The sequence below is a fragment of the Pseudoalteromonas sp. G5_S1_54_S4 genome (assembly GCF_054968565.1).
The window spans coordinates 52489-75027 of sequence record NZ_JBQKUL010000004.1 but is presented as its reverse complement, the minus strand read 5'-3'; the positions used below and the strand labels follow the sequence as shown (position 1 = coordinate 75027).

Annotated in this window: 16 protein-coding genes and 1 pseudogene; 8 read left to right on the top strand and 9 right to left on the bottom strand. The window is 38.2% G+C overall.

From position 1 onward, the window contains the following. Positions 1-44: 44 nt before the first annotated feature. From ACTRWE_RS02935 to ACTRWE_RS02915, 5 genes are read right to left on the bottom strand one after another with little or no spacing between them, the layout of a single operon-like run. Positions 45-509: a hypothetical protein gene (locus ACTRWE_RS02935; RefSeq protein ID WP_008113385.1), complete on the bottom strand. Its 465-nt coding sequence runs from the start codon at positions 507-509 to the stop codon at positions 45-47. After that, the gene (locus tag ACTRWE_RS02930) at positions 506-2590 is read right to left on the bottom strand and encodes a site-specific integrase (RefSeq protein ID WP_008113384.1); all 2085 of its coding nucleotides are present in this window, start codon (positions 2588-2590) and stop codon (positions 506-508) included. Before ACTRWE_RS02930 ends, ACTRWE_RS02935 begins: the two co-directional genes overlap by 4 nt. Beyond that, complete coding sequence (locus tag ACTRWE_RS02925; RefSeq protein ID WP_462879470.1) at positions 2587-3888, bottom strand: hypothetical protein; 1302 nt, start codon at positions 3886-3888, stop codon at positions 2587-2589. Before ACTRWE_RS02925 ends, ACTRWE_RS02930 begins: the two co-directional genes overlap by 4 nt. After that, positions 3869-5368, bottom strand: a complete 1500-nt coding sequence (locus tag ACTRWE_RS02920) for a hypothetical protein (protein WP_462879469.1) — start codon at positions 5366-5368, stop codon at positions 3869-3871. Before ACTRWE_RS02920 ends, ACTRWE_RS02925 begins: the two co-directional genes overlap by 20 nt. After that, complete coding sequence (locus ACTRWE_RS02915) at positions 5352-6842, bottom strand: site-specific integrase (protein WP_008113382.1); 1491 nt, start codon at positions 6840-6842, stop codon at positions 5352-5354. Before ACTRWE_RS02915 ends, ACTRWE_RS02920 begins: the two co-directional genes overlap by 17 nt. A gap of 85 nt (positions 6843-6927) precedes the next feature. Here ACTRWE_RS02915 and ACTRWE_RS02910 point away from each other — a divergent pair. From ACTRWE_RS02910 to ACTRWE_RS02900, 3 genes and pseudogenes are all read left to right on the top strand, one after another. Next, a pseudogene (locus tag ACTRWE_RS02910) lies at positions 6928-7185 on the top strand (PhoH family protein); the annotation flags it as partial. Positions 7186-7251: 66 nt separating this feature from the next. After that, positions 7252-11022 (top strand): ATP-binding protein, encoded by a 3771-nt coding sequence (locus tag ACTRWE_RS02905; protein WP_462879468.1) that lies wholly within the window; start codon positions 7252-7254, stop codon positions 11020-11022. Beyond that, positions 11012-11911, top strand: a complete 900-nt coding sequence (locus ACTRWE_RS02900; RefSeq protein ID WP_016900589.1) for a diguanylate cyclase — start codon at positions 11012-11014, stop codon at positions 11909-11911. The genes ACTRWE_RS02905 and ACTRWE_RS02900 overlap by 11 nt, the downstream gene beginning before the upstream one ends. Positions 11912-11924: 13 nt before the next feature. Here ACTRWE_RS02900 and ACTRWE_RS02895 read toward each other — a convergent pair whose 3' ends face one another. Next, on the bottom strand, positions 11925-12305 hold the full coding sequence (locus ACTRWE_RS02895; RefSeq protein ID WP_013465869.1) for a DUF3192 domain-containing protein: 381 nt from the start codon (positions 12303-12305) through the stop codon (positions 11925-11927). 174 nt (positions 12306-12479) lie between these two features. Beyond that, a complete protein-coding gene (locus ACTRWE_RS02890) occupies positions 12480-13424 on the bottom strand; it encodes a D-2-hydroxyacid dehydrogenase (RefSeq protein WP_013465868.1) in 945 nt (314 codons plus the stop codon). Between the two features lie 440 nt (positions 13425-13864). Here ACTRWE_RS02890 and ACTRWE_RS02885 point away from each other — a divergent pair, with 440 nt between their 5' ends. Then, positions 13865-14998: a 1-acyl-sn-glycerol-3-phosphate acyltransferase gene (locus tag ACTRWE_RS02885; protein WP_013465867.1), complete on the top strand. Its 1134-nt coding sequence runs from the start codon at positions 13865-13867 to the stop codon at positions 14996-14998. 103 nt (positions 14999-15101) lie between these two features. Beyond that, positions 15102-15347 carry a DUF1289 domain-containing protein gene (locus ACTRWE_RS02880; RefSeq protein ID WP_013465866.1) on the top strand — a complete coding sequence of 82 codons (246 nt, stop codon included), beginning with the start codon at positions 15102-15104 and terminating at the stop codon, positions 15345-15347. Here the strand turns inward: ACTRWE_RS02880 and ACTRWE_RS02875 are convergent. Next, on the bottom strand, positions 15344-15988 hold the full coding sequence (locus tag ACTRWE_RS02875) for a type 2 periplasmic-binding domain-containing protein (RefSeq protein WP_051686728.1): 645 nt from the start codon (positions 15986-15988) through the stop codon (positions 15344-15346). The genes ACTRWE_RS02880 and ACTRWE_RS02875 overlap by 4 nt on opposite strands. Before the next feature lie 425 nt (positions 15989-16413). Here ACTRWE_RS02875 and ACTRWE_RS02870 point away from each other — a divergent pair, with 425 nt between their 5' ends. The 3 genes from ACTRWE_RS02870 to ACTRWE_RS02860 are packed head-to-tail and all read left to right on the top strand — an operon-like array spanning position 16414 to position 21562. Further along, positions 16414-16617, top strand: coding sequence for a DUF3283 family protein (locus tag ACTRWE_RS02870; protein WP_013465864.1), 204 nt, complete (start codon positions 16414-16416; stop codon positions 16615-16617). Positions 16618-16629: 12 nt separating this feature from the next. After that, positions 16630-17031 carry a GNAT family N-acetyltransferase gene (locus tag ACTRWE_RS02865; RefSeq protein WP_024600832.1) on the top strand — a complete coding sequence of 134 codons (402 nt, stop codon included), beginning with the start codon at positions 16630-16632 and terminating at the stop codon, positions 17029-17031. 25 nt (positions 17032-17056) lie between these two features. Next, positions 17057-21562: an EAL domain-containing protein gene (locus ACTRWE_RS02860; protein ID WP_033102535.1), complete on the top strand. Its 4506-nt coding sequence runs from the start codon at positions 17057-17059 to the stop codon at positions 21560-21562. Between the two features lie 24 nt (positions 21563-21586). On the opposite strand, the gene ACTRWE_RS02855 is transcribed toward ACTRWE_RS02860, so the two are convergent. Continuing rightward, positions 21587-22531, bottom strand: coding sequence for an ion transporter (locus ACTRWE_RS02855; RefSeq protein ID WP_462879467.1), 945 nt, complete (start codon positions 22529-22531; stop codon positions 21587-21589). Positions 22532-22539: the final 8 nt, after the last annotated feature.

Genomic DNA, 22539 nt, shown 5'->3' with positions numbered 1-22539 from the left:
TTAGACCGACATAATCCCTTGGTAATCACACTACTACATCTAATCTATTGTTTCGTTGAAACTAATTCAATAATTTCACCAGTAGACGTATCCACTCTTATTTCTGTATGTTGCCCTGAATGCTGAAGTTGATTTTGTAAATCGGCATTAATCAGTTTGAGCTTATCTATTTCTGCGTACATTTCACTCAACAACACTAATAACTTTGTATCTTTATTATCGATTTCCTTAGTGCCGATATTATTTTTTTGCTTTTCTTTAGCAAGCTTGCTTTTTAGTTCGGCTACCTTTGTTCTGAGTTGTTTTATTAAATTATCTTTATTTTTTTCTTCCCAAGTTAATTGAGCTTTTTCAATACTTTCTCGTAACTTTACCCATTTTTCTTCTTCTTTAGATAGATTCGCAATATTTCTTTTAGCTCTCGTTGCTACTGCATTTTTGGTTATCTTGCTGCCATCAGATTTCATCTCTTCAAAAGCACGTTTTATATCATCATATGCGCTACTCATGCTTGTTCTCCTTGGTTTGTATGCGCTTTGCCTTCATCTAATACATAGTCAGCTGCTGCTATATTATTTTTCCAGTGAATAGCAAATAGCTCGTAATCTTCTTGCTCTTCTGTGGTTGATGCTGCATATGCCTCTAGTTTCTGGGTCGCATCTTTTTTTATCACTTGCCAATTGACCTTGTGGCGTTTGGTAATGATTTTACTACCACAATACACACAGCCACTAGGGATTCCTGCTCCTTTTATCTTGCAAGCTTCTCCCGCAGTGCAGTACCCCGTAGGCAAGCCACGTATGTTTTTAATATTTTTGACGAGAAATTTTTTCAGTTCTTCAATTGAACTGAAATGGATCTGCTTAATCACAGTCGAATCTTTACTTTGACTATCAGTAATACCTATTATCAGATCTTTAGATGTTTTATTAATTTGCTCACCAGCACCACCTTTAAGTGATTGTGACTCGGCTTCATCTATTAACTCTTCTGCAACACGGTCAATTAAAATCTCATTAAACTCTTCAGTAGTTTTAATTAAAGTTGTTGAGGCCAAAAATGCTCTTCGAGTATAAACAAACGTCATTAGGCTGGTTAAATGTTTAAATTGATATCTAATATCATCAAGCTCACCTAATTTATTGGCAATGACAAAGTAGGCCAACGTATGTCGAAACATGTGAGCGGTTAATCTAAACGTATCGCCTTCTTCGTATGGGACACCTCTATTCTCTCCTCTAACTTCTTTGTAGTTAGATTCAAGGCGTTCAAGCTCTGCTATATCATCATCGTCTAGAGTTAAGTCAAAAAGCTCAATGTTTTCACTGTTTTTAACCTCAAATTTTGTGAATCGCCCAGCATCGCTAAAACTAACACTACAGCTACTATGTGAAACCCCGAAAAGACGGTTTCTTTCTAACCCTTCTTTCAAGTTGTGTGCTTGACTACTTGTTATATTGGCTCTGCATGAAGAAAGTACAGCTTTTGCCCTTTCTTGCATACCGAACACATATTTTTCGTAAATACCAACACACTCATGTACTTCAGCGTTTGAAAACCATTCCATCTCAACCTTACTGTTGTCGGTTTTGGTCATGATTGCCGTAATGTAATAAATATCATCTTTGTAATTGGCACAGCCAACCTTGCATGTAAGTACTTCGTTATATCTCATGCCTGTATAGGCCAAGATATTAATGTATGTGGCTAATTTTAAATCTTCTAATTCTTCGGATAATTGAATGAATTCCACTTCATCGGGTAAGTTTCTTACATGTTTTGCTATTAGCTCACCTGTACTAATTTTGGGCGGTGGTTCAACGGAGCCTTCATTTAAACTATCTATTAAGCGTGCATTTAATTCTAGCCATCGTTCTATCTTATCCTTAGAGTTTTCAACTATTTTTTCTGCAAACTTCAGAATTTTTTTCATTACTTTAGTAGGAATGACAGGGTGCGAATAAGTGACTGGTCTCGGATGGTGTAACTCGTTTAGTTGGTTAAGTACATCAATAAAAACACTACACACCTTAGGGCCAAAAAGACGAAAGCTGCGCTGCACGTCAAATAGTTTAGTAAATGAGTGTGATTGTCTGTAAATAGCTATTTTCCTGACTTCATATAAATAGTCTTTTATGAGATTCCTAATAACTAAGTCAGATTTGAACTCCAACTCATGAAATGAGTGATAACCTCTTTGTCTTAAGAAGGCTGCAAATAAATTTAGATACGTTACATCATTTTGAAGTGTAGAGATTTTTAGAGGTTTACCGCCTACAACATCACCATGTGTGAGTTTAATTAGTGAATAAATTCGAATTTGATATGCTAATTCATCAACACCTTTAAAATTCACATTTCTTTGCGTTTCTTCATAGCTTATCCAAGTGTCATCGCCAAAGTGAATAGTGCCATGTTTAGCAATATTCAATGCTCTGTTTTCCCACAAAGCAATCGAATTAAAAGCGCTAGTATCATCAACTTTAAAATCTTCTAACACCTGAACCAAAGGTTTTATAGTGATTTGACCTGTATGTGTTTTTACAACAGCGATATCAAGTAGTTTTGTTTTAGTTATCTCTTTGGTCATAGCAAACCTGTGTTTTTCCAATGAGGATGAATACCCTCTGTTCTCAATAGTTCTTTTCCATCAGTCACAGCTTGAGCATTAAGCTTGGCAATATCAGCTAATATTTCGTTAACCCTATTTTTCAACTGCTCTATGTTTTCCAGTTGCTCTGTTATAGAGTCAAATGTTGCGGCTGAGTTTTCCATATCAGCAACAACAAAATCCCGGTATGACAAAAGTTTCCAAACATGCAATGCGTCAGCAACACAGCGATAGAACGGACACCACAAGCATGCGTTAAAGTCGGCACATGCATGCTCGTTTGTATCTCGCTGGTCTAATAATTTCCTGTTTTGTGATTCGAATGCCACTACTGCGGATTTATCTTTTGAGTTAATGCATGTGCCATTCGGGACTTTTTTACCGTCTTCTGGTGGAGTCTGCAAAATGATTACTTTGTCGGTAACATCGCGAACAAAATAGTCTGCCATTGTTTTTGTCGCTCTGTTGATTGTCATTGCAACATCTTTGTTATCTTGCATTAAATAATGACGCAAGAACGTTTCATAAGAGTGCTTGCCAGCTTTTTGATACCACTTAAATTCTTTGGCAACTTTTCGGTAAATGTAGTTAAGCCCTGATTTTCTGATCTTTTGCGAATTAAATACGATATCACACCCAAGCTCAGTCAATATCCTATCTATAGTGGTCTTGAAACGTGATGCTGTTAATAATTGAATCTTTACTTCTCCAATACTATTTACTTTGGGAAAAACAAAAATTCTTTTTGATAGGTTCTCAATAGAAGGGCGGTAAATAGACGTAAGTTTAGTCGCAGCCTTAATATCAAATATTACTGGTTCGACAACGTCGCCGTATAAGACGCCTTCTTTTTCTAGATCTTCGGCTTTAATTTCAAATTTATGCCATTGTGTTTGATAATTAGCTCGGCGTTTAAATAAACGAAGAGCAGGAGTTTTACTTGAATGTAATGGCGTGTTAAAGAAAAATAAGTCGTCAGTATCAAGCTCTAGCGTAGGAGTTGAATTCCAACCAGTTTTCAATATGACTTTTGCTGCATAAAGTGTAACTTTGTCTTTAATTGTGAGTAAGGTCTCAGAAAGCCCTTTTTCTATGTAATATGCTAATTCTACTACTTCTCTATATGAGTAGAGCTTATCTTGATTCTGAGAGAGTTGCTCTTGATGTTGTGCAGTTAATTCGGTGTTGACCGGAAAGCTTTTAATAGTATCTAGACCATAAAACGATAGTAATTTGTCGATAGCGCTCTGATATTGATTACCAACAAAAACCAACAAAAACCGACAAATCGCCTTGTTTTGATTTTAGTTGAATTGCCTCTCTTATAGCCTTTAGTATCTCACAGTTATTTTCAACAAAAGCATGAACCCCATGATTGGCAATAAGCTTCATTTGTTCATCTGTTAATGATGATGCATTTTCTTTCAATGCTCTAGCCATACTACCTATGTAACCTTTGAGAGTGACGATGCCTATGCTCTCGCCATCAATTCGCTTTGTAAAAACTTTATGGTATTCGACTAGGTTTTGATAAAATTTATAGGCATTGTCATATACCCACTCATGCTTCTGCCATTCGGTAGTGTCACTTTCTTTAAGGTAATAGCCCAATGAGTAGGGTAATAAACTTTCCTTTGCGATTTTTTCACCCGTAACAAAGTGGTAAAGGTCCAATGCAGCGTTTAGTAGCAGTAAAAACTGCTGGTTATTTTGAGTTTCTTCTTGGTAATGCTTATAAAGGTATTTAAATCCCTGAAGGCCATTTTCTGCAAACCCTTGAATTCCACGCTCACTAAGCAGCTTAATTATTGGTGATGCTACGCTACCAGCACTATTCAACCACCTTGGAAATGATAAAGTTGAGGATCTAACTCTTGTTGTATTAGCTTCCGAAGCGCTTGCTATCTGATTTTTCAAAAAAGCATCAACTTCATTGCCAAATTTGGATGATATGCTTTGTGCATACCCTATCACTTCGGCTTCAGTTTTAAATTGATTGACTCTAGCTTTACCCCACACATCGGGTAGTATAAATTTTAAAAAAGTACGGAAGTTGTGATTGCATATAAATGATGAAACGAATTCCCTATCCTTTAATGTTGCCAATAATGGCAGTTTGACGCGTTCAGTATTCTTAAAAGTATCATGTAGACAAATATTTATAATAGCAGTCGCAGTTTTGAGGATGTTGTCTCTAATAGAAGAATCTTTGAGGCTTAATTCTGGAAGGACGAGATAGTCCAGATATTTTTTTAGTAATTTACGAGTCTCTTTTACTTGATGGAATTCAAGTTCGAATAATTTAGTTATGTCGATTGAAGTAGCCCCATTTACTAGCCTAAAAGGAGCGTTGATAGCGTTATCATAAAAATGAAACTTAGCTATGTTTTCTAAAGCTTCTTCTATACGAGTAGCATAACTAGGTAGCTTGACATCATTTATTTCATTAATGCAAAAGTATTCCAGTTCTTGCCAAATTTCAAAGTCTGATAGAGCATTTAATCCCGAAGTTTGAATTGATGTCGCAGTATCTGCACTAACCTTATTAAGGGCTAGAGGAAGAATGTGCTGTAAACTGACACAAGCATTCCGCAAGCGACTCATTGAAATAGCAGTGTCGTCACCTGTGCTAATATTGCTTTCTTTGTCATATGCCCTGTTAAATAAAACGTCTAACTGTTCGGCTAGAACAATTGAATGAGGTTTAAATCTAGCAGGAATACGATTGGACTTCCGCGTTTTAACTTGCTGTAGCATCTTCAGCCTCACGCATAAGCAATTCGTTAACATCACCGTAGATATCTTTTACCCACTCTGACATCGCTCCGTATGCATCCACTGATACACTTTTGGCAAAGTCGATGTAACGTTTGGTTGTTTTAAAGCTTTCGTGACTCATCAAAGTCATTAGTGTTTGTCGGATGGAACTTTCTGATTCACCTTTGTCAATTAGGTATTTAGCGACATAAGTAGCAAAGGTAGCGCGTAAGTCATGGAATGTGCGTAATAGTATTTCTAATCCCTGCTTCCTTTGTTCTTTTCTAACTATGGAAATAGTATTCCCCGGTGTATCTTCGCTTATCCGCGATCCTGAACTATTCATAAACAAAGGAAGCGGATGTTCGCTATTGTCCATACCATGATTAGTCTCATGTTTGGTACGTCGCTTCATATTTTGAATTGTCAAAGTGTGATTGTACAAAAGCTTCATTAGAACTCGCGCTATTGTTAATCTCACTGGCTTATGTCCTTTTCGTACAATGTTCAATTTTGGAATACGTTTCTCGTTTTCTTTTTCATCAGGGTTAAAGAGGTCTTTCTGGTCGATGGCCGAAATTTCAAAAGATCGAAGTCCACCTAACAAGGCACACTGCAAATAAAGTTTATAAGTCTCTTTTTGAGCTGTATTCGTCTCCAGTAACTGTTTAAGTTCTTTTGGAGAATATGGTTGTAGACCTTTGTCTGGTGAGTCTTCTTTTTGTTTCAATGTATTTGGAATGCTCAAATTACTGACCCATTTCCATAAGCCCCCAGAACGATTGTTGCTGGTAGGTAATTGAAACAACGAACTGACACCTGATTTAGCTTTCGATTTAATACGTACCTGTTTGTATTCAAGTGAGAAGGGGAGGCTATCTATAGCTCCGCGCTTATGGCTCCATATATAGAATGCTTTAACAGCTCTAATTCGTTCTTGAGCGCTGTTAAAGCTTATGCGTTTAGACTTATCTTTGGTTTCGACTCTTTCACATAAATGTTTGTGATATCTCCACACAGGTAACCTAGAAATATCATCATCTACAGATTGTTTTGAAAGTGGTGCAGCTATTACTTCAAAATAGGATGCATCATCTTTATCCAACCAATCTAAGAAAGCTTTTAAGTGCTTAGCTATACTGCGAACAGACTTAACATCTAATGGCTTTCCCGGTTGGCTGGCATGATAAGCGTCACTAAAAGCCTCATTGTCTATTTGATTCTTTTTGAGACTGAAATGACCTTCAAAGCGGTGCATTAAAAATAAGTTCATTTCTTGGCATTCGGTGAAGCGAGTCGGGTGATATAGCACTGGAAAATTAGGTTCTATTTTATCGTGCCTATATGAGTGAGTTCTGATGCCTTTTTCAGTCTTAATAGGTTGCCCTGATTTATCGAGGTGAAAAGACATTCCTTTTCCAAAGTTGACTGATGTTTTAATTATTTTAGTTTTTGTTGTATTTCGAAGTATCATTTTCGTTCACCTTTGATTCTTAGCTAGAGTATGTGTGTAAAAACTTTTTTGTTCAAGTTTATTGAGGGTATGATAGTATTATATCAATTCGGGGGTGATTTTAGATGAAAGCCAAAACTTAACGGCTTCTCAGCTAAAAACTATTATTACCCGTTGCGGAGAAGGAACAAAACTAATTTGTACTGGGAATTTAGCTCAAATAGACAGTAATTATTTAACGGCGGTTACTTCGGGGCTTACCTATATTGTAGAGCGGTTTAAGCACTTTGAAGGTGGCGCTACCGTAAATCTTAATGGGGTAGTACGCAGTCGACTAGCTTCGTTCGCCGAGGAAAATTTATAACTTGCGCTTAACATCTTGGCTCTATAGTCTACAGTTTGATTTTTGAGCTAATAATTAGGTAGGTCGTTGAATTTTTTACCGCTAAAACATTATCATCGCTCTGTTTTTGTGGCGTTAGCAATCCCTTTATTGGTGGCCTCTTTTTTGTGTTTGCATTTTTATGATATAAAAATGGACCGTGCAATAACAAAAAAGACCACCGATTTTAGTGCGTTATCGGCGCAGCTTGATCATGATATGCAAGCCATCGACGATTTACTTAATACGATGTTTATTATGTATGACAAACACGCCCCACAACCAGTGAATCAGGCCTTCACAAAAAACATTAATCAATACGAGCATTATTATTATAGCCAGATAGTACATTTTAATGGCGAAATAGTAGGAAAAGGCCAATTCAGCTATTCCGAACAGGCATTATTACGCTGGCAAAAAGTCATGTCGCTGGCTCCGTCTTTCAATACTGCTTTAGCGCTACTTTCGTCGTTGCATTCTGTAGCCTATGTTGATGAGCGCGGCTTTGCTTATTTAGCTCGGCGTAACAATACACAAAGTTATATTTTAACGCAGGTACTTAATGGCGACTTTAAACCTTTACCTTCAGCGAACAAACTCACTTCAAGTGCCGTTATTAAAGTAGACAATAACGCATATTTTGCAGTTGGCCGACAGCGAGAGCTTAACTCCTCAGATTATATTGTTTTAATATATGACTTACAGGCTATTTCTAGTTGGTTGAAAAAAATAACCTCAAAGCAAGGCGAGTATGTTTTTATCAACCAAGAGAATGAAATTATTGCCAGTTCACAGCAGCCAATTAATCAAGCCATAAAGTTATCGACCTATTGGCCTAATATTAATAGCCCCTCACAAAAGAGTAATGCGCGAGCAGACTCATTATTTTTAATTCAGCCTTCAAAAAAGAACCCTATTCATCTGGCGTTTCTTGCTGACAAGCACACTCTCTCAAGCGGTATTGTGTATGAAGTATTGATAGAGTTTATTTCGTTAGCCTTATTTTTATGTTTGATGTTTTACATCTTTTTTTGGTTAAGCAAACGTATATTTATCAAACCCATGACCGAGTTGATGCGTTATTTAGAGCATCATAACGATGACAATAGCGGGTATTTAAATTACCAAATACCGTTAAACTGGCAACCTTGGTTTGCTCGGGTAAAAGCTATTTTTGCGAAAAATGAGCATTTAGTTATTTCTTTGCAAAATGCTAATCAAAAGTTAGATGATCAAGTACAGCAACAATCGCAAAAGCTAAAACATAGCGACCAAGCAAAAGAGCGTCATTTAGCGTTATTAAACACAGTACTTAATAGCGTGCCTGATTTTATTTATTTTAAAAATACAGAAGGCATTTTTTTAGGCTGTAATAAAGCGTTTGAGTTGTTTATTGGAAAAACTCAAGGTGAACTCCTTGGGCAGCAAATACACAACATAAGTAACGAGTATGAACAAATTAGTTTGCTGGAATATCAAGTATTACAGCATAAAATGCAAATTCAGCAGCGCATAGATGTTGCTGAGCGAACTTATCAGTTAACCATTGCTCCCTTTTACAATGAACAGCAGCAATTATTAGGAACTATGGGGGTTGGCCGTGATATTACAGAACAACAACATACTTTGTATGCATTAAAAGAGTCTGAATCTATATTTAGAAGCGCAATTGAATTTGCCGCAAATGGGGTGTTTTTACTCTCGCTTGAGTACGCTATTTTACAAGTAAACAAAGCCGCACGAAAATTATTTTCCAAGCATGATAAATTAACCGATACTCCTTTTTATGCGCTTTTTAATAATACACAATGGCAGGAGCTTGAAGCATTACTACAGCAATTATTAAATAATAAAAAAAGGGTGTTTCACTTAACCTTGGCTCATACCCAATTAAATGCCTGGTTACAGTTGAGTATGTCGTTAATTTGGAATGAAAATAGTCAGCCGCTTTATTATGTTATTCATATTCAAGATGTTACAGAACTTACCAAAGCCAAAGATGATGCAGAGCGTGCCACGTTGGCTAAAAGCCGTTTTATTGCTAATTTAAGCCACGAAATACGCACCCCCCTCAATGCCGTGTTGGGATTATTGGATATGCTCGCAGAGCACGGATTAACACAGCGGCAAATTCAACAAACTAGCCAAGCAAAATATGCGGCCAATAATTTGTTGCAGATGCTAAATAGTATGCTTGATTTTGCCCGCGTTGAAAGTAAAGAAGCAACGCTGCAATTAGCGCCATTGTGCTTAGTTGATTTGATTGATACCTGCGAAAGTTTAATTTTACCTTTATGCCAAGCAAAACAGATACAGCTAAAAATCGACATAGACTCGCAAATTTCTCCATTTTTAGTCGGTGATACAATTCGTTTGCAACAAGTATTAGGTAACTTACTTACCAATGCCGTTAAGTTTACCAATAAAGGCAGTGTGACATTAAAAATGACATTACAGCCGAGCCAGAGCCATATAGAGCAGCGTATTTGTTTTCAGGTTATTGATACGGGAGTGGGGATTGCTCAAGCGGATCAACGCCGTTTATTTGATGCCTTCACGCAAGGTGATGAATCATCTACTCGCTTGCATCAAGGGGTTGGCTTAGGGCTGGCAATTGTAAAGCATAGTGTGGCATTAATGGGAGGTGAAATTGCACTCAGTAGTGATAAAGGCCATGGCTGTCATTTTTACTTCACGCTTGATTTAGCGACAGATACCGAGAAATCAGCAAGCTTTACAGATAGACTATTACTGATCACCAGCGCGAAGAGTCAGTTGCTTAATCAGGTTATTACCGCGCATCCTTTTTTCAATAATCAAGCTCTTGAAATAGTCGTAACTGATCCAGATTGTTTGCAACAAGCGCATAGCATTGTAATCGATGCTGATGACGTACCTGCCTTTCTCACGTCAGCAATAAAAGCAGTATTACACACTCGTACTACTTCACTCATCGTTATAGAGCACTCGCAACCGAATCAGCTTTCAATAAATGACTCTTTTATTAGCCAGTATTTACCGCGCAGTGCACTGGCGCAGCGGTTACTTAGTTTAACCCCAGAAAAGTTAAATAAAGTAATTCAATATAAAGCGGATAAACCACGAGAGAAAATAGCGGGAACCTTAGTATTAGCCATAGATGATAACCCGCTCAATCTCGACATTATTAGCAGTATATTGTGTAAAGCCGAAGTGAATGTTGTGACTGCTAGTGATGCTAAACAGGGGGTTGAATGGGTGAATATATTGCGCCCCGATTTAGTTTTAATGGATATTCAAATGCCGGGTATTGATGGCTATCAAGCAACCCAAATAATACGCCAACAGTTTGACGCCCAGCAATTGCCTATTTTTGCATTAACTGCACATTGTGAGCCTGCCGATATTGCACGTTCATTGAATAGTGGTATGAATAAACATTTAACTAAGCCCGTGGTTGCGCCTATTTTATTTGCATCGATAGCTGATTTAGGCATATCTAAGCCTTGCTTTTTTGATAAAACCTTCGCTTTGACACAGTTCAATGATGATGAGAAGCTATTGCAAAGCATGCTTACTAAGTTAGCGGTGTTAAGTGAGTCATATTCAGCTGAGCTTCAAAAAGACATACCTACTATTGAAATGGTACGCTTAGTGCATAGTCTAAAAGGGATAGCAGGAAACTTAGGGTTTAACCGATTATTATTATGTGCTCAACATACTGAGCAATTATTAAAAGTGGGCGACAAGAACGCCAATGCTGCAATTAAAGAGCTGATAATACAGTTAAAACAAGTTCATATTTTTATAAAAATTTTAGATGTAAGCAATGATAAATAAAGCAAAAATATTAATTGTAGATGACGATGCGCTTAACCGAATCATTTTAGAAAAAACCTTAAGCGATGAGCATGATGTTTACTTAGTGACAAGCGGCGAAGACGCGCTGGCGTTTGTTAAACACACGCAAGTAGACTTAATCATTTTAGATATCATGATGCCTGGTATGAATGGTTATGAAGTACTCGTACAGCTAAAAGAGAACAGTATAAGCCAGGCTATTCCTATTATTTTTATCTCTGCAAACAACCGTCATGAAGATGAGGCAAAGGGGCTAGAGCTCGGCGCAATGGATTATATTGGTAAGCCATTTAGTGCCGCTATTGTGAAAGTTAGAGTGCGGAACCAGTTATTAATTAAGCAAAAAAATGATTTGCTAGAAATGCTTGCCTCTATTGATGGCTTAACAGAAATACCCAATAGACGTTATTTAGATGAGAACTTAGAAAGAGAGTGGCGTAGAAGTAAGCGTAACTATTCTCCTTTGTGCGTTTTACTCATAGATATTGATCATTTTAAACGTTATAACGACTACTATGGCCACCGAGCTGGAGACGAATGTTTAAAAACAGTGGCAAAAACGTTAGCCGCGCAATGTGAGCGTGGCAGTGATTTTGTTGCGCGTTACGGCGGTGAAGAATTTGTGGCCGTATTACCAGAAACCAATCAGCAAGGTGCAATCGCTTTTGCCAACAAGTTACGTAACGCCGTTAATGATTTGAATATTGAACATAATGCGTCTTTAAACGCTACACACGTCACCATTAGCATCGGTATTGCTTCTAGTGAGAGTAGCCAAGCTTACACTGAAAAAGCATTGTTAGAAGAAGCTGATTCCGGTTTGTATAATGCGAAAAAGTTAGGGCGCAATCAAATTAGCGCCCAATAAATGCTGTAGTTACTTAGTTTGTCAGCATTTGCAGTGCTGAGGCACCAATACCAACTAATTTATCATTTTTAAATACCAACGGTGTGCATTCATCTTTAGTCATTTTACCATCTGAATGGATGCTGTGCGTTGCATAAAATAAGACTTGGTAAACATCCTCTTCTTTTTTGAGTAATTCGGTGAAGTCAGGTGTTTTTAGGGTTTTTAATACCGACTGATAAGAGCTATCCATTGCCAAGCCTGAAATAATTTCACGATTATTCTTATGTGTTGCTTGCCAGCTAGAAGAACTATTACCAGCCCAATGACCTTCCGCTTCGCCATCGGATACAGCAATAACACAGCCAGTTAAAAAAGGAGCGGTGAGGGCGGCGATTAAAAGTGTTTTTTTCATTTTTTATTATCCTAGATGATTAATTACAGACTTTAGAGCAAAGACTAGGCCAGTTTTTTAATCTTTAAAAATCAATTGCTTATTTTTAAAGTGATTTTTGAGTTAGTGGCTTTTTTAAGAAATAAAATTAAAAAGCCACTTTTTAGTTATTTTGACTAACTTAATTTAACGGCATTAAACCAAGCGATTACGCGACTCTTGTTGACTAAATGCAGCGATATTTAAACTCACTTCTTTAACCAAGCGCACAATAGATTCGGTACTGGCCCACGCTATATGTGGGGTTAGTAGTAAGTTATCTCCCGTGTAATTGGCCAGTGGATTGTTGTGCTCAGCAGGCTCTTTAGTTAGTACGTCAACACCTGCACCAGCAATCACATTGGTTTTTAAGGCTTGTGCTAAGTCGGCTTCGTTAATGATCCCCCCGCGCGCGGTGTTAATAATAAGCGCAGTTGGTTTCATCATTTTTAATTCATTAAGCGTAATTAAGTCACGCGTTTCATCATTAAGTGGGCAATGTACGCTGATAATATCCGCTGTTTTTATTGCGGTTTCAAAAGGCGTGCGTCCTTGGCGACACTCAGCACCTTTGCGCTCTGCAACAATGACATGAGCACCAAAGGCTTCAGCCACTTTAGATACAGCATTGCCCAGAGTTCCCCCACCAATAATGGCTAATGTTTTACCCTGAATGTCATTAAAGCTGTAATCAAGGCGACAAAACATTTCACTTTTTTGCCATGCGCCTTGTTGGCAGTCCGCTTGGTAGCGATGAGTATTGCCTAATAAGTTAGTAATTAACGAAAAGGTATGCTGCACAACCGAGGGGGTTGAATAACCAGCAACATTGGTTACCGCAATGCCTAAATCTTTCGCGGCATTTAAATCAACATTATTGGTGCCGGTGGCACTAACACAAATAAGTTTGAGTGATGTTAATTGTGCCATGGTGTCACGATTAATCACTACTTTATTGGTGATTAACACCTCTGCATTTTGGCTATGTGCTAGCACTTGCTCTGGGCTAGTTAGCTGATGCACGGTAAGCTTTCCCAGTGCTGAGATACAATCAAGTGAGGTGTTTGCCAGTGTAGCGTTATCAAGAATTGTTATGTTCACGGTGTGTCCTAATAGTGTATGTGTTAAGGGAATAATAACCCCTGTACGCGAAGTGCTTGTGATAAAAAGAGTATCATCTATTTGAATGTTATTGGGTTTATCATATTGCGTTTACATTAGCAGTTGTAGAGCCATATTTAAATGTGGTCTGCCCACTGACGGTTAACTTGCATGTTATTATGATCAACTGCCTTGCTAAGTTAACTTGAACAAAGTGCTGTTAGTAAGGTCTACCCATTTAAATTAATAATTAATAGCCATAGTTTATACGTATGCGTTGTTAGCAAGACAGCTTGGCTCGGCGTTAAACTATAACGCTATGAAAACTCAGTAAATCGAACTTTAGTATTGCTAGTTTCGTATTTTTGATTGAGTTATAATCAAAATCAGACACAGCGGGGCGTTTTAACGCGCCGTTTTTAACTTTGTAGATGCAGTAAATGATTGAATTAGAAGATAAGTACGCAGATATAAGACCTTACAATGACGATGAAGTTGCCGCCTCATTAACGCGATTAATTAACGATAATGCGTTTATTGATGTAATTGCAAAATACAATTTGCCACGCTTTATATCCGCAGTTGGGTTTTTAGCACGCGCTATAATAAAGCATCAGTTGCGCAAAAAGTGGGGCAAAGTTAAAACGGTTGAAGATGTACAAAATGAAGTGGCACATTACTTAAATAAATTAATAAAACGTACCACCTCAAAAGTCACTTTTTCTGGCTTAGAAGACTTAGACCCTAATCAAGCCTATCTTTTTGTTTCAAACCACAGAGATATTGTACTTGACCCTGCACTGGTTAATTGGGGCTTATTCCAGCATAAAATGAAAACAGTGAGAATTGCGATTGGCGATAACTTGCTGCAAATTCCTTACATTACTGAGCTTATGCGCTTAAATAAAAGTTTTATTGTGAAACGCTCAGCAAAAGCCCCAAAAGAGATGTTAAAAGCGCTGACTCAGTTATCGGCTTATATTTATGATTCACTCAGTAGCGGGCACTCAATTTGGATTGCCCAAAAAGAAGGGCGCGCTAAAGATGGGGTTGATCAAACTGATCCTGCGCTTTTAAAAATGTTGCAACTTAATGGCCGTAAACAAAAGAAAGAATTTGGCGAATACATTAAAGAGCTCAAAGTGGTGCCGGTTGCAATCTCTTACCAATACGAACCTTGTGCTATAGCTAAGGCAAAAGAGCTATATCATAAACAACATCATGGCAAGTATGTTAAATCGGCAGGCGAAGATATTGCCAGCATTGTTGAAGGGTTTAGTTCAGCCAAAGGGCATGTGCATTTATCGTTTGGTCAGCCCATTGAGTCAGGTTGTGACAGTGCCGATGAACTGGCAAAAACCATTGATAAGCAAATTATTGATTCGTTTTACTTACACCCAGGCAACTTTATTGCTGCTGGCTGCACTGAGGCGGTGATCAATAAAAATGACGCAGCACAGTTTGAAGAACGTTTGGCCAAGGTGCCAGAAGAGTTAAGGGCTTTGGTTTTAGCTATGTATGCCAAGCCATTTCATCGAAAAACACAAGTAGATGAACAAAGCTGTGAGCAGTAATTAACAGCTTAAGCTAACAACAAAGCAGCAATTTATTTGCTGCTTTTTTTTTGCACAAAAATAGCGCTATACTCAGGCTATGCTTTTAATACCGGAGGGTAAAATGCAACAAATTGAAATATTTGATATTCCTAGCCCTTGTAAAGGTATTTGCTTAGTTAATAATCGCGGTTATTGCAAAGGCTGCTATCGCAGTCGCGATGAACGTTTTTCTTGGAATTCGTTAACGAATTCCCAAAAGAAAAAAGTATTGAGTTTATGTCAGCAGCGCTATAAACGTTACTTACAGCAAAAAAATAAAGTGGCACAATCATCACCGCAAGCAGATCAACAAGGTTTTGATTTTTAAAAATGTAGGTTGTATTTTGACCTGAGTTTTGCAACTGTGCCGTTATTGTGTAACTTATCCAGTGTTGCTTCTAGCTGGGGAACAATATCCGCATGACTATTATGTAAATAATGATAAAGCGGGTAGGTTGCAACTACTTGTTTTTCATAGCAGCCTAAAGAGGGGGGAATGGTTTTATTTGCCATCGCAAAATCAATAAGTAACGCTCCTTGTACTTTTTGCTGGATCAGTAAGTTAAGCTGCGTATTATTATTTTTAACTTCAATTATCTTACCTTGAAAATCAATACTGTCTAAATATCGCTGTTGCACAGGGTAACTGGAAATAATAGCAACGCTATCTATGGTTTTAGTGGAGCTGGGCTCACAGCGTTTATAAAGTTCAAGGTTAAATTTAAAGAGTGGATAGTTAACTCGAATTAAATTTTTATAGGCACTTTCAATACTGATATCGCGAGCAAGCTGTCCATCTAACATGCCATTATCTGCTGCAAATAATGCATTTTGACGATTAAAATCGACAATATTTAGTTTAAAGCCCATATCTTCATAGGCCAATTGTAATAGCTCAATGGTATAGTTTGCTTGTTGAGTGTTTTGCGGGCGATTAAATGTGTAGCTATAACTGTGCGCAAAAGACATATTACTAAAAACTAAGCACAGTAATACCAGCAATCCGTTAAAGCGTTTAAGCACGTCAGTATTTCCAATTAATTGCGGCAAGATAATAAGCAGCCATAGTAACAAATTGTCTGTCTTTTGCACAGTTTGCATTAGTAATCTTGCAAAAGTTACCATCAACAATTATTGATTACGTTGAATTATTTACAGTCGCTTATTTTTATTAGTTATAGAGTTAGTTTTTTATAAGTTTAAACGTATAATCTACGTTTTATTGAGCGAGGGGCTGTTGACCTTTGCGGATGAAAATTTGTTCAAGCTAGGGGCGCTCGGCGCGACTTGTTTAACCTAGTGGGCTAGTAAAAGCCTCCGTGTGCTGCTCACGGCCCTTACCTGTATTCATGCAGGCAACAATAAGTTTATAGCCCCTAATAATTGGAGTGAATATGAGTTTTAATCTGTGTAACTTGCCGCGAGAGCAAAAGTATCAAATTCAGTTAGATTACGAGGCCTCATTTTGGGCTTATCAAATTAAGCGCGGTAAAAAAACGCGTGAGCAAGTGTACGACACTCTGCATAGTCGTCCTGTTGCAGAGCAAGGTGTTTTAAAACAAAAATTTGAGCAGTATTTGGCAATTATGCTTAGCTAGGGTTTGCCTACTATGCTTGTAATTAAACAATTAGAATCAATTAAAACGCCCTTAGTTAATAAGTTTTATACGTTACATAACGTCCGCGGCCGTGCTAACAAACAGGATCAAGTCTGGGTCGCTTACGATAATAATACGATTATTGCCGCCTGCCGGTTACAGAATAAGCCCACTTTTTTATTTTTATCAACGGTGTTCGTGGCTCCTTCTTATCGTTCAAAGGGGGTGGCAACCCAGTTATTAGTTGCCCTTTTAAATGCGCAAACAGAACCTGTTTACACCTTTGCTTATCAACGCCTTACTGATTTTTATCAAGCACTTGGTTTTAACCAGGTGTTAACATATACTCCTGCATTATTAACGCTATTTGATGCTTATAAGCACCGAAATATTACCGCATTGAAATATCAATAAAACATAAATTAGTAATAGGACAAGCATGGGTATGAGTATTAATGGGTTTATCACAGCCATATTTGTGCTGTTTATGCTCATAAGCGTTGAAGTAACAGCGCAAGTAAAACGATTATCCCCAAGCGAAGGCTTATCTCAAAGTTACGTTAATACCATGCTTATTGATAACAATGGGTATTTATGGCTCTCTACTGAGGGAGGCCTTAACCGATACGATGGCTATCAAGTTATTCCAATCAATGGCCCTAATGGTGAGTTAGAAGAGGCGATCATCGATCGCATATATCAAGACCAACAAGGGCATATCTGGATTGCCTCCTTATTAGCAGGCTTGTTCAGATACGATCCGAAAACGGATACCTACCAACAATACATAGAAAAACCTGTCACAGAAGAGCAAATACTACAGCAGTCCGTTTTTACTATGTTAGCCACCGATGATAAAACCTTATGGATTGGACAAGGCCGAGAGTTTGCAAAACTCGATATAGACAACGGCTCTATTACCTCCTTATTTACACTTCCTGAGCAATTTGAAAATGCGTTTGTGCGTACTTTGTTTCATTATAACGGTTATATTTTTATCGGTAGCACAGACGGCGCGTATGTTTTTAACATCGCAACACAGCAGGTAAGGCCACTCGAGCACTTGAGCGAAACGGATGTACATATTTATCAAAATAATGTGAAATCATTTGCGCTAGGTAATAACAATCAGTTGCTTGTAGGTGCGGTTAAGGGCTTATACGCTGTTGATATTAGTAATTTAGAGGCAATGTTTAACAACCGCGAACAATCATTTACAAGCCAAAAATTACTGGCCGATCTGAATGTTTGGGATATCGATAATCAGCAAGGAGTACTCGATTTAGCAACAGATAAAGGCCTGCTTTGTTTTAATTTAACCACTAAAAAAGTGGTTAAAAATAAACGTATCCAACAGAGTAAGTACACCCTCGCCGATAACAGTATTATTGATATGGTGAAAGATAAATCGGGCGGAATGTGGCTAGCCACTAAAACCGATGGTGCGTTTTATTTATCGGGCGACAATTACAAGTTTTATAATGTAGAGGGGAATGCACTGGTTGGGGATGGTTTATCACATCATTCGGTATGGTCAATTAAGGAGTTCCAAGAAAAGCTATGGTTAGGCACACACAATGGTTTAACTGCGGTTGATTTAAAAAGTAATCGCTCAAAGGTGTATTTAAAAGATTATAAAGTCGATTTACTGACCACAGAGTTTACTATTTTCAAAATTATGCCTTACAAAGATAAACTCTGGTTGCACTCAAACCGAGGATTATTCATTTTTGACCCGCAAACTCAGCAACTTACCCAACCAAGAACTAACAGTCCTACCAATCAGATTTTTTTAAATGATTGGATGCATGGCCTGACATTGCTACCAAACGGGGATTTGTATTTTGTACACCCAGATCATGGTATGTTTAAATATAATATTGATAGCCGACAATTAGTTCACTTAAAAGGCGAATTAGCACAATTTGACCCTTTTTTAGCGCATGGCTTTTTACCCCCATTACCGCACCAACCCGAGAAGCCATTATTTTTTAGTGGTGGCGTTTTATATCAATTTAACCCCAATGATTTAAGTTTAAACACCATTTATAAAGTGCCTAAACACCATGAAAATGTAGCCGTTAGTATTCTTTCCTACGTGGTAGATGGGCAAGGCATACTTTGGCTATCGTTATCTAATTTTGGGCTGATTGGTATAGATGCAACAACCTATGAGTTAGTGCACACAATTGATTTAGATAAAAATAAACTCGGCACCTTGTTGTACGATATGGTTCTTGATGAAGAGGGAATGATTTGGATGAGTAGCCATAAAGGAATATGGCGACTAAATCCTGAAACAATTCATTTTCAGCAATTTACAACATCAGATGGGGTGCTCTCTGCTGAGTTTAATAATGGCGCTATGGCTAAGTTAGCGGATGGTCGAATTGCCTTCGGTAGCCTCAAGGGTTTTACCTACTTTGATCCTAAAGACAATAAAAATAGCCAAGGTTTATTAGATCAGGTCAATATCACGCGCATCAACTTAATGTCTCGGGACTTGTCTATAAATTTACAGCAGCCATTAAAAAATATCACTTTAAACCATGATGATATCGGGCTTGAGATTGCATTTTCAGCGATGTCATTCAGCTTCCAAGAGCGTATTATTTATGGATATCAGCTCGATAAAGGTAAAAAAAGTTATACCCGAAATAATCGTGTGGTGTTTCCTAAATTAAACCCCGGCAGTTACCAGTTAAAAGTCTGGGCAAAAGATCCACTGACCGGCGACTATACTGCGCCAGCCACGTTAAATATTAAAGTGAGATATCCGCTATGGCGTGCTCCATACTTTTTAGCGCTTTATACCATTTTATTGATCACCATAGTGACTGCATGGGTAATGAGGCGCAACAAAATACAGCGTATCTTATTGGCAGCACACAAAGAAAGCCAAGACAGTGAGGCGCGTTTAAAGCTTGCACTAGAGGGAAGTGAGTCCGGGGTATGGGATTGGCAGGCGAGCCAGTTAAATATTTATCAGCCTAGATTAGTCAACGAATTAGGCTACGAGGATGACTCGGTGAGTTTAGATGACTACCTAGAAAAAATTCACCCTCAAGAGCGTGCTATTTTTAGGTTGGAGTGGTTAGAATTTTTATCAACAGATAAAGGGTATTTTAATTGTACCTACCGATTACGCCACGCCAAAGGTCATTGGCGTTGGTACAAAGATTTTGGCAAGGTAGTTGAGTGGGACAAAAAAACGCCGCAAAAAGTAGCCGGTACGTATACCAATATGACACGCGAAAGGGTGTTTGAAGAGCATGCTCGGTTATTTACCGCCGCGTTTGAACAAACCCGAGATTGGGTGTTTATCTTAGATAAAAACTTTAATATACGTGCCTCAAATAAATCGCTGCAAAGCGCTTTTGGCTTATCAGCAGAGCCTCGTTCAACCCGTGCGCTTAATTTGGGAATGTCCCGCAGTAGCTATTTTGATTATTTACGAATTATGCAAAAGCTTGAAGTGGGCGAACATTTTTCATGTGAAGATACTGTCGTTCTGGCAAACAAAGAGCAACGCCATGTACTGGTTAAAATAAGCGCCGTAGCTGATGAAAGTCAAAGGCTGAGTAGTTACGTGATTATTTTAACGGATATTCATGCACAAAAGTCAGCCGAGAGCGAACTGCATATACTGGCTAATTACGATTCACTTACAGGGCTGCCAAATAGAACCTTGTTTAACGACAGAGCTATACATGCCATCGATCAGGCGCGCCGCCATCAGTGTAAAGTGGCTTTGTTACACGTTAATATAAAACGGTTTAAGTATTTTAATGATTCATTTGGCACAGAAAACGCCGATGAGATAATAAAGCTGGTGGCGAACCGCTTGAAAACAGCATTACGTCCTTGTGATAGCGTCGCGCGTTTAGGCGGTGATGAATTTGTAATTCTAGTTGAAGATATTCAGCAAATAGAAGAAGTATTACTTATATGCACCAAACTAATGGATTGCGTGAGTAAAGACATTGTTATGAATCAGCAAAGCGTCAATGTACACCTAAGTATTGGTGTGGCTATTTTCCCTGATGATGCCGCGCATTATAAAGCACTATTGAAAGCGTCAAATGTTGCGCTTTATTATGCTAAAGATGGCTTGGAAGGGTGTTACAAGTTTTACAAACAAGAAATGAATCAACGTGTTGAAAGAGCGATGCATTTAGAATCACAGTTGATCAAAGCTTATCATGAACATGAATTTTGTAATTATTATCAACCCATTATTAATGCGTCTACGCAAAAAACAGTGGGTTTTGAGGTGTTACTACGCTGGCCTGATAATCAGTTAGCGAGTACGCAAGAGTTTGCAAACGTAGCTGAAAATATAGGCTTAATCACTAAAATAATGCTACAAACATTTAAGCGTGCTTTGGTGCAGTTAGCTCGTTGGCGTAAAGTGTGTCCTGATCTATACCTATCAATTAACCTCTCAGCACTGGATTTTGAATTTATCGGACTCGTCCCTGAAATTCGCCAAGCACTAAACAATGCAGCACTGCCGCCCGAGGCTATTGTATTTGAAATAACAGAGTCTATTTTAATGCGAGACTCAGAACATGCGCTTAAAAATATGGACTTATTAAAGCAACTAGGCTGTAAGTTGTACATGGATGATTTTGGAACAGGGTATGCCTCGTTAACTTATTTGAAGCGCTTTCCGATTGATGTATTAAAAATAGATCGCAGCTTTGTGCAAGATATTGGTATTGATTCGGATAACGAAGCGATTATTCAATCTACACTAACTTTAGCAAGCAGTTTAGGTAAAGAGTGTATTGCTGAAGGGGTTGAAAGCGCACATCAGTTGGCTTTTTTAAAAGCGCAAGGTTGTAGCTACTTTCAAGGTTACTTGTTTAGTAAAGCGGTGCCTAAAGAGCAGGTGCTTGAGCTTATTGAGCACGATTGGCATCCTGTATTCTCACAAGCTTAAAGCGCCGCTTAATACATTATTTTATTAAGGACGCTTACCACAGTGACGGCAAAATAAGTGTGAGCTGCGTTTATTTAGCTCCGCTTTTATTGCTTTATTGGCCTCTAGTTTACTTAGCCCTAGTTTGTAGCGTAACTCCTCAAGGTGATGCATCTGCTCATCAGTGAGCTTACCATCGGTTATTTTCTCGTGGGTGGCATCTTCAAATAGCTGGCGACGTTTGCGTATTTGCTCTGAGAAACTCGACGCTAATAAACCGGTTGGTATGGCAACCATCCCCATACTCACCAAAGTGATTACGCCACCAAATAGTTTACCAATAGGCGTTATAGGCACAACATCGCCATAACCAACCGTAGTTAGGGTTGCCATTGCCCACCACATGGCTGCAGGAATAGAGCCGAACTTGTCTGGTTGAATGTCGTGCTCTAATAAATAAATACCGCAAGAGGCTAAAATAAGTAACACAGACATAATAAAAAATGCCGCCAGTAATGAACTCGACTCATCAATAAACGCCTGCAATAACAATTGCATTGCTCGAGAATAACGAGTGAGCTTAAATACCCGCAACAACCGCAGTACCCGTAAAAAACGTAAATCGATAGCAAAGAAAAACATTAATAAACTAGGCAAAATGGCAATTAAATCGATAATTGCCAGAGGTGATAAAATATATCGAATCCGTTTTTGTGTGTTTGAGCAATTCATGGAGGCGTACTTTAAGCGATCGACACAGGTCCAAGCACGTATTAGATATTCAGCACTAAATATAGCCACTGATACCAGCTCCAAGATTAAAAACTCGCTATAGTACTCGGTTGCGATGCTGTGCACCGACTCAAGCACAATCGCCACCACATTAATCATAATTATGCTGATCAGTATGACATCTAAAATGTGTCCCGCTCGCTGATACTTACCTGACGCTTCAAATACTTGGTTGATGGTTTGTCTTAGTTTACGCATAGTACCTA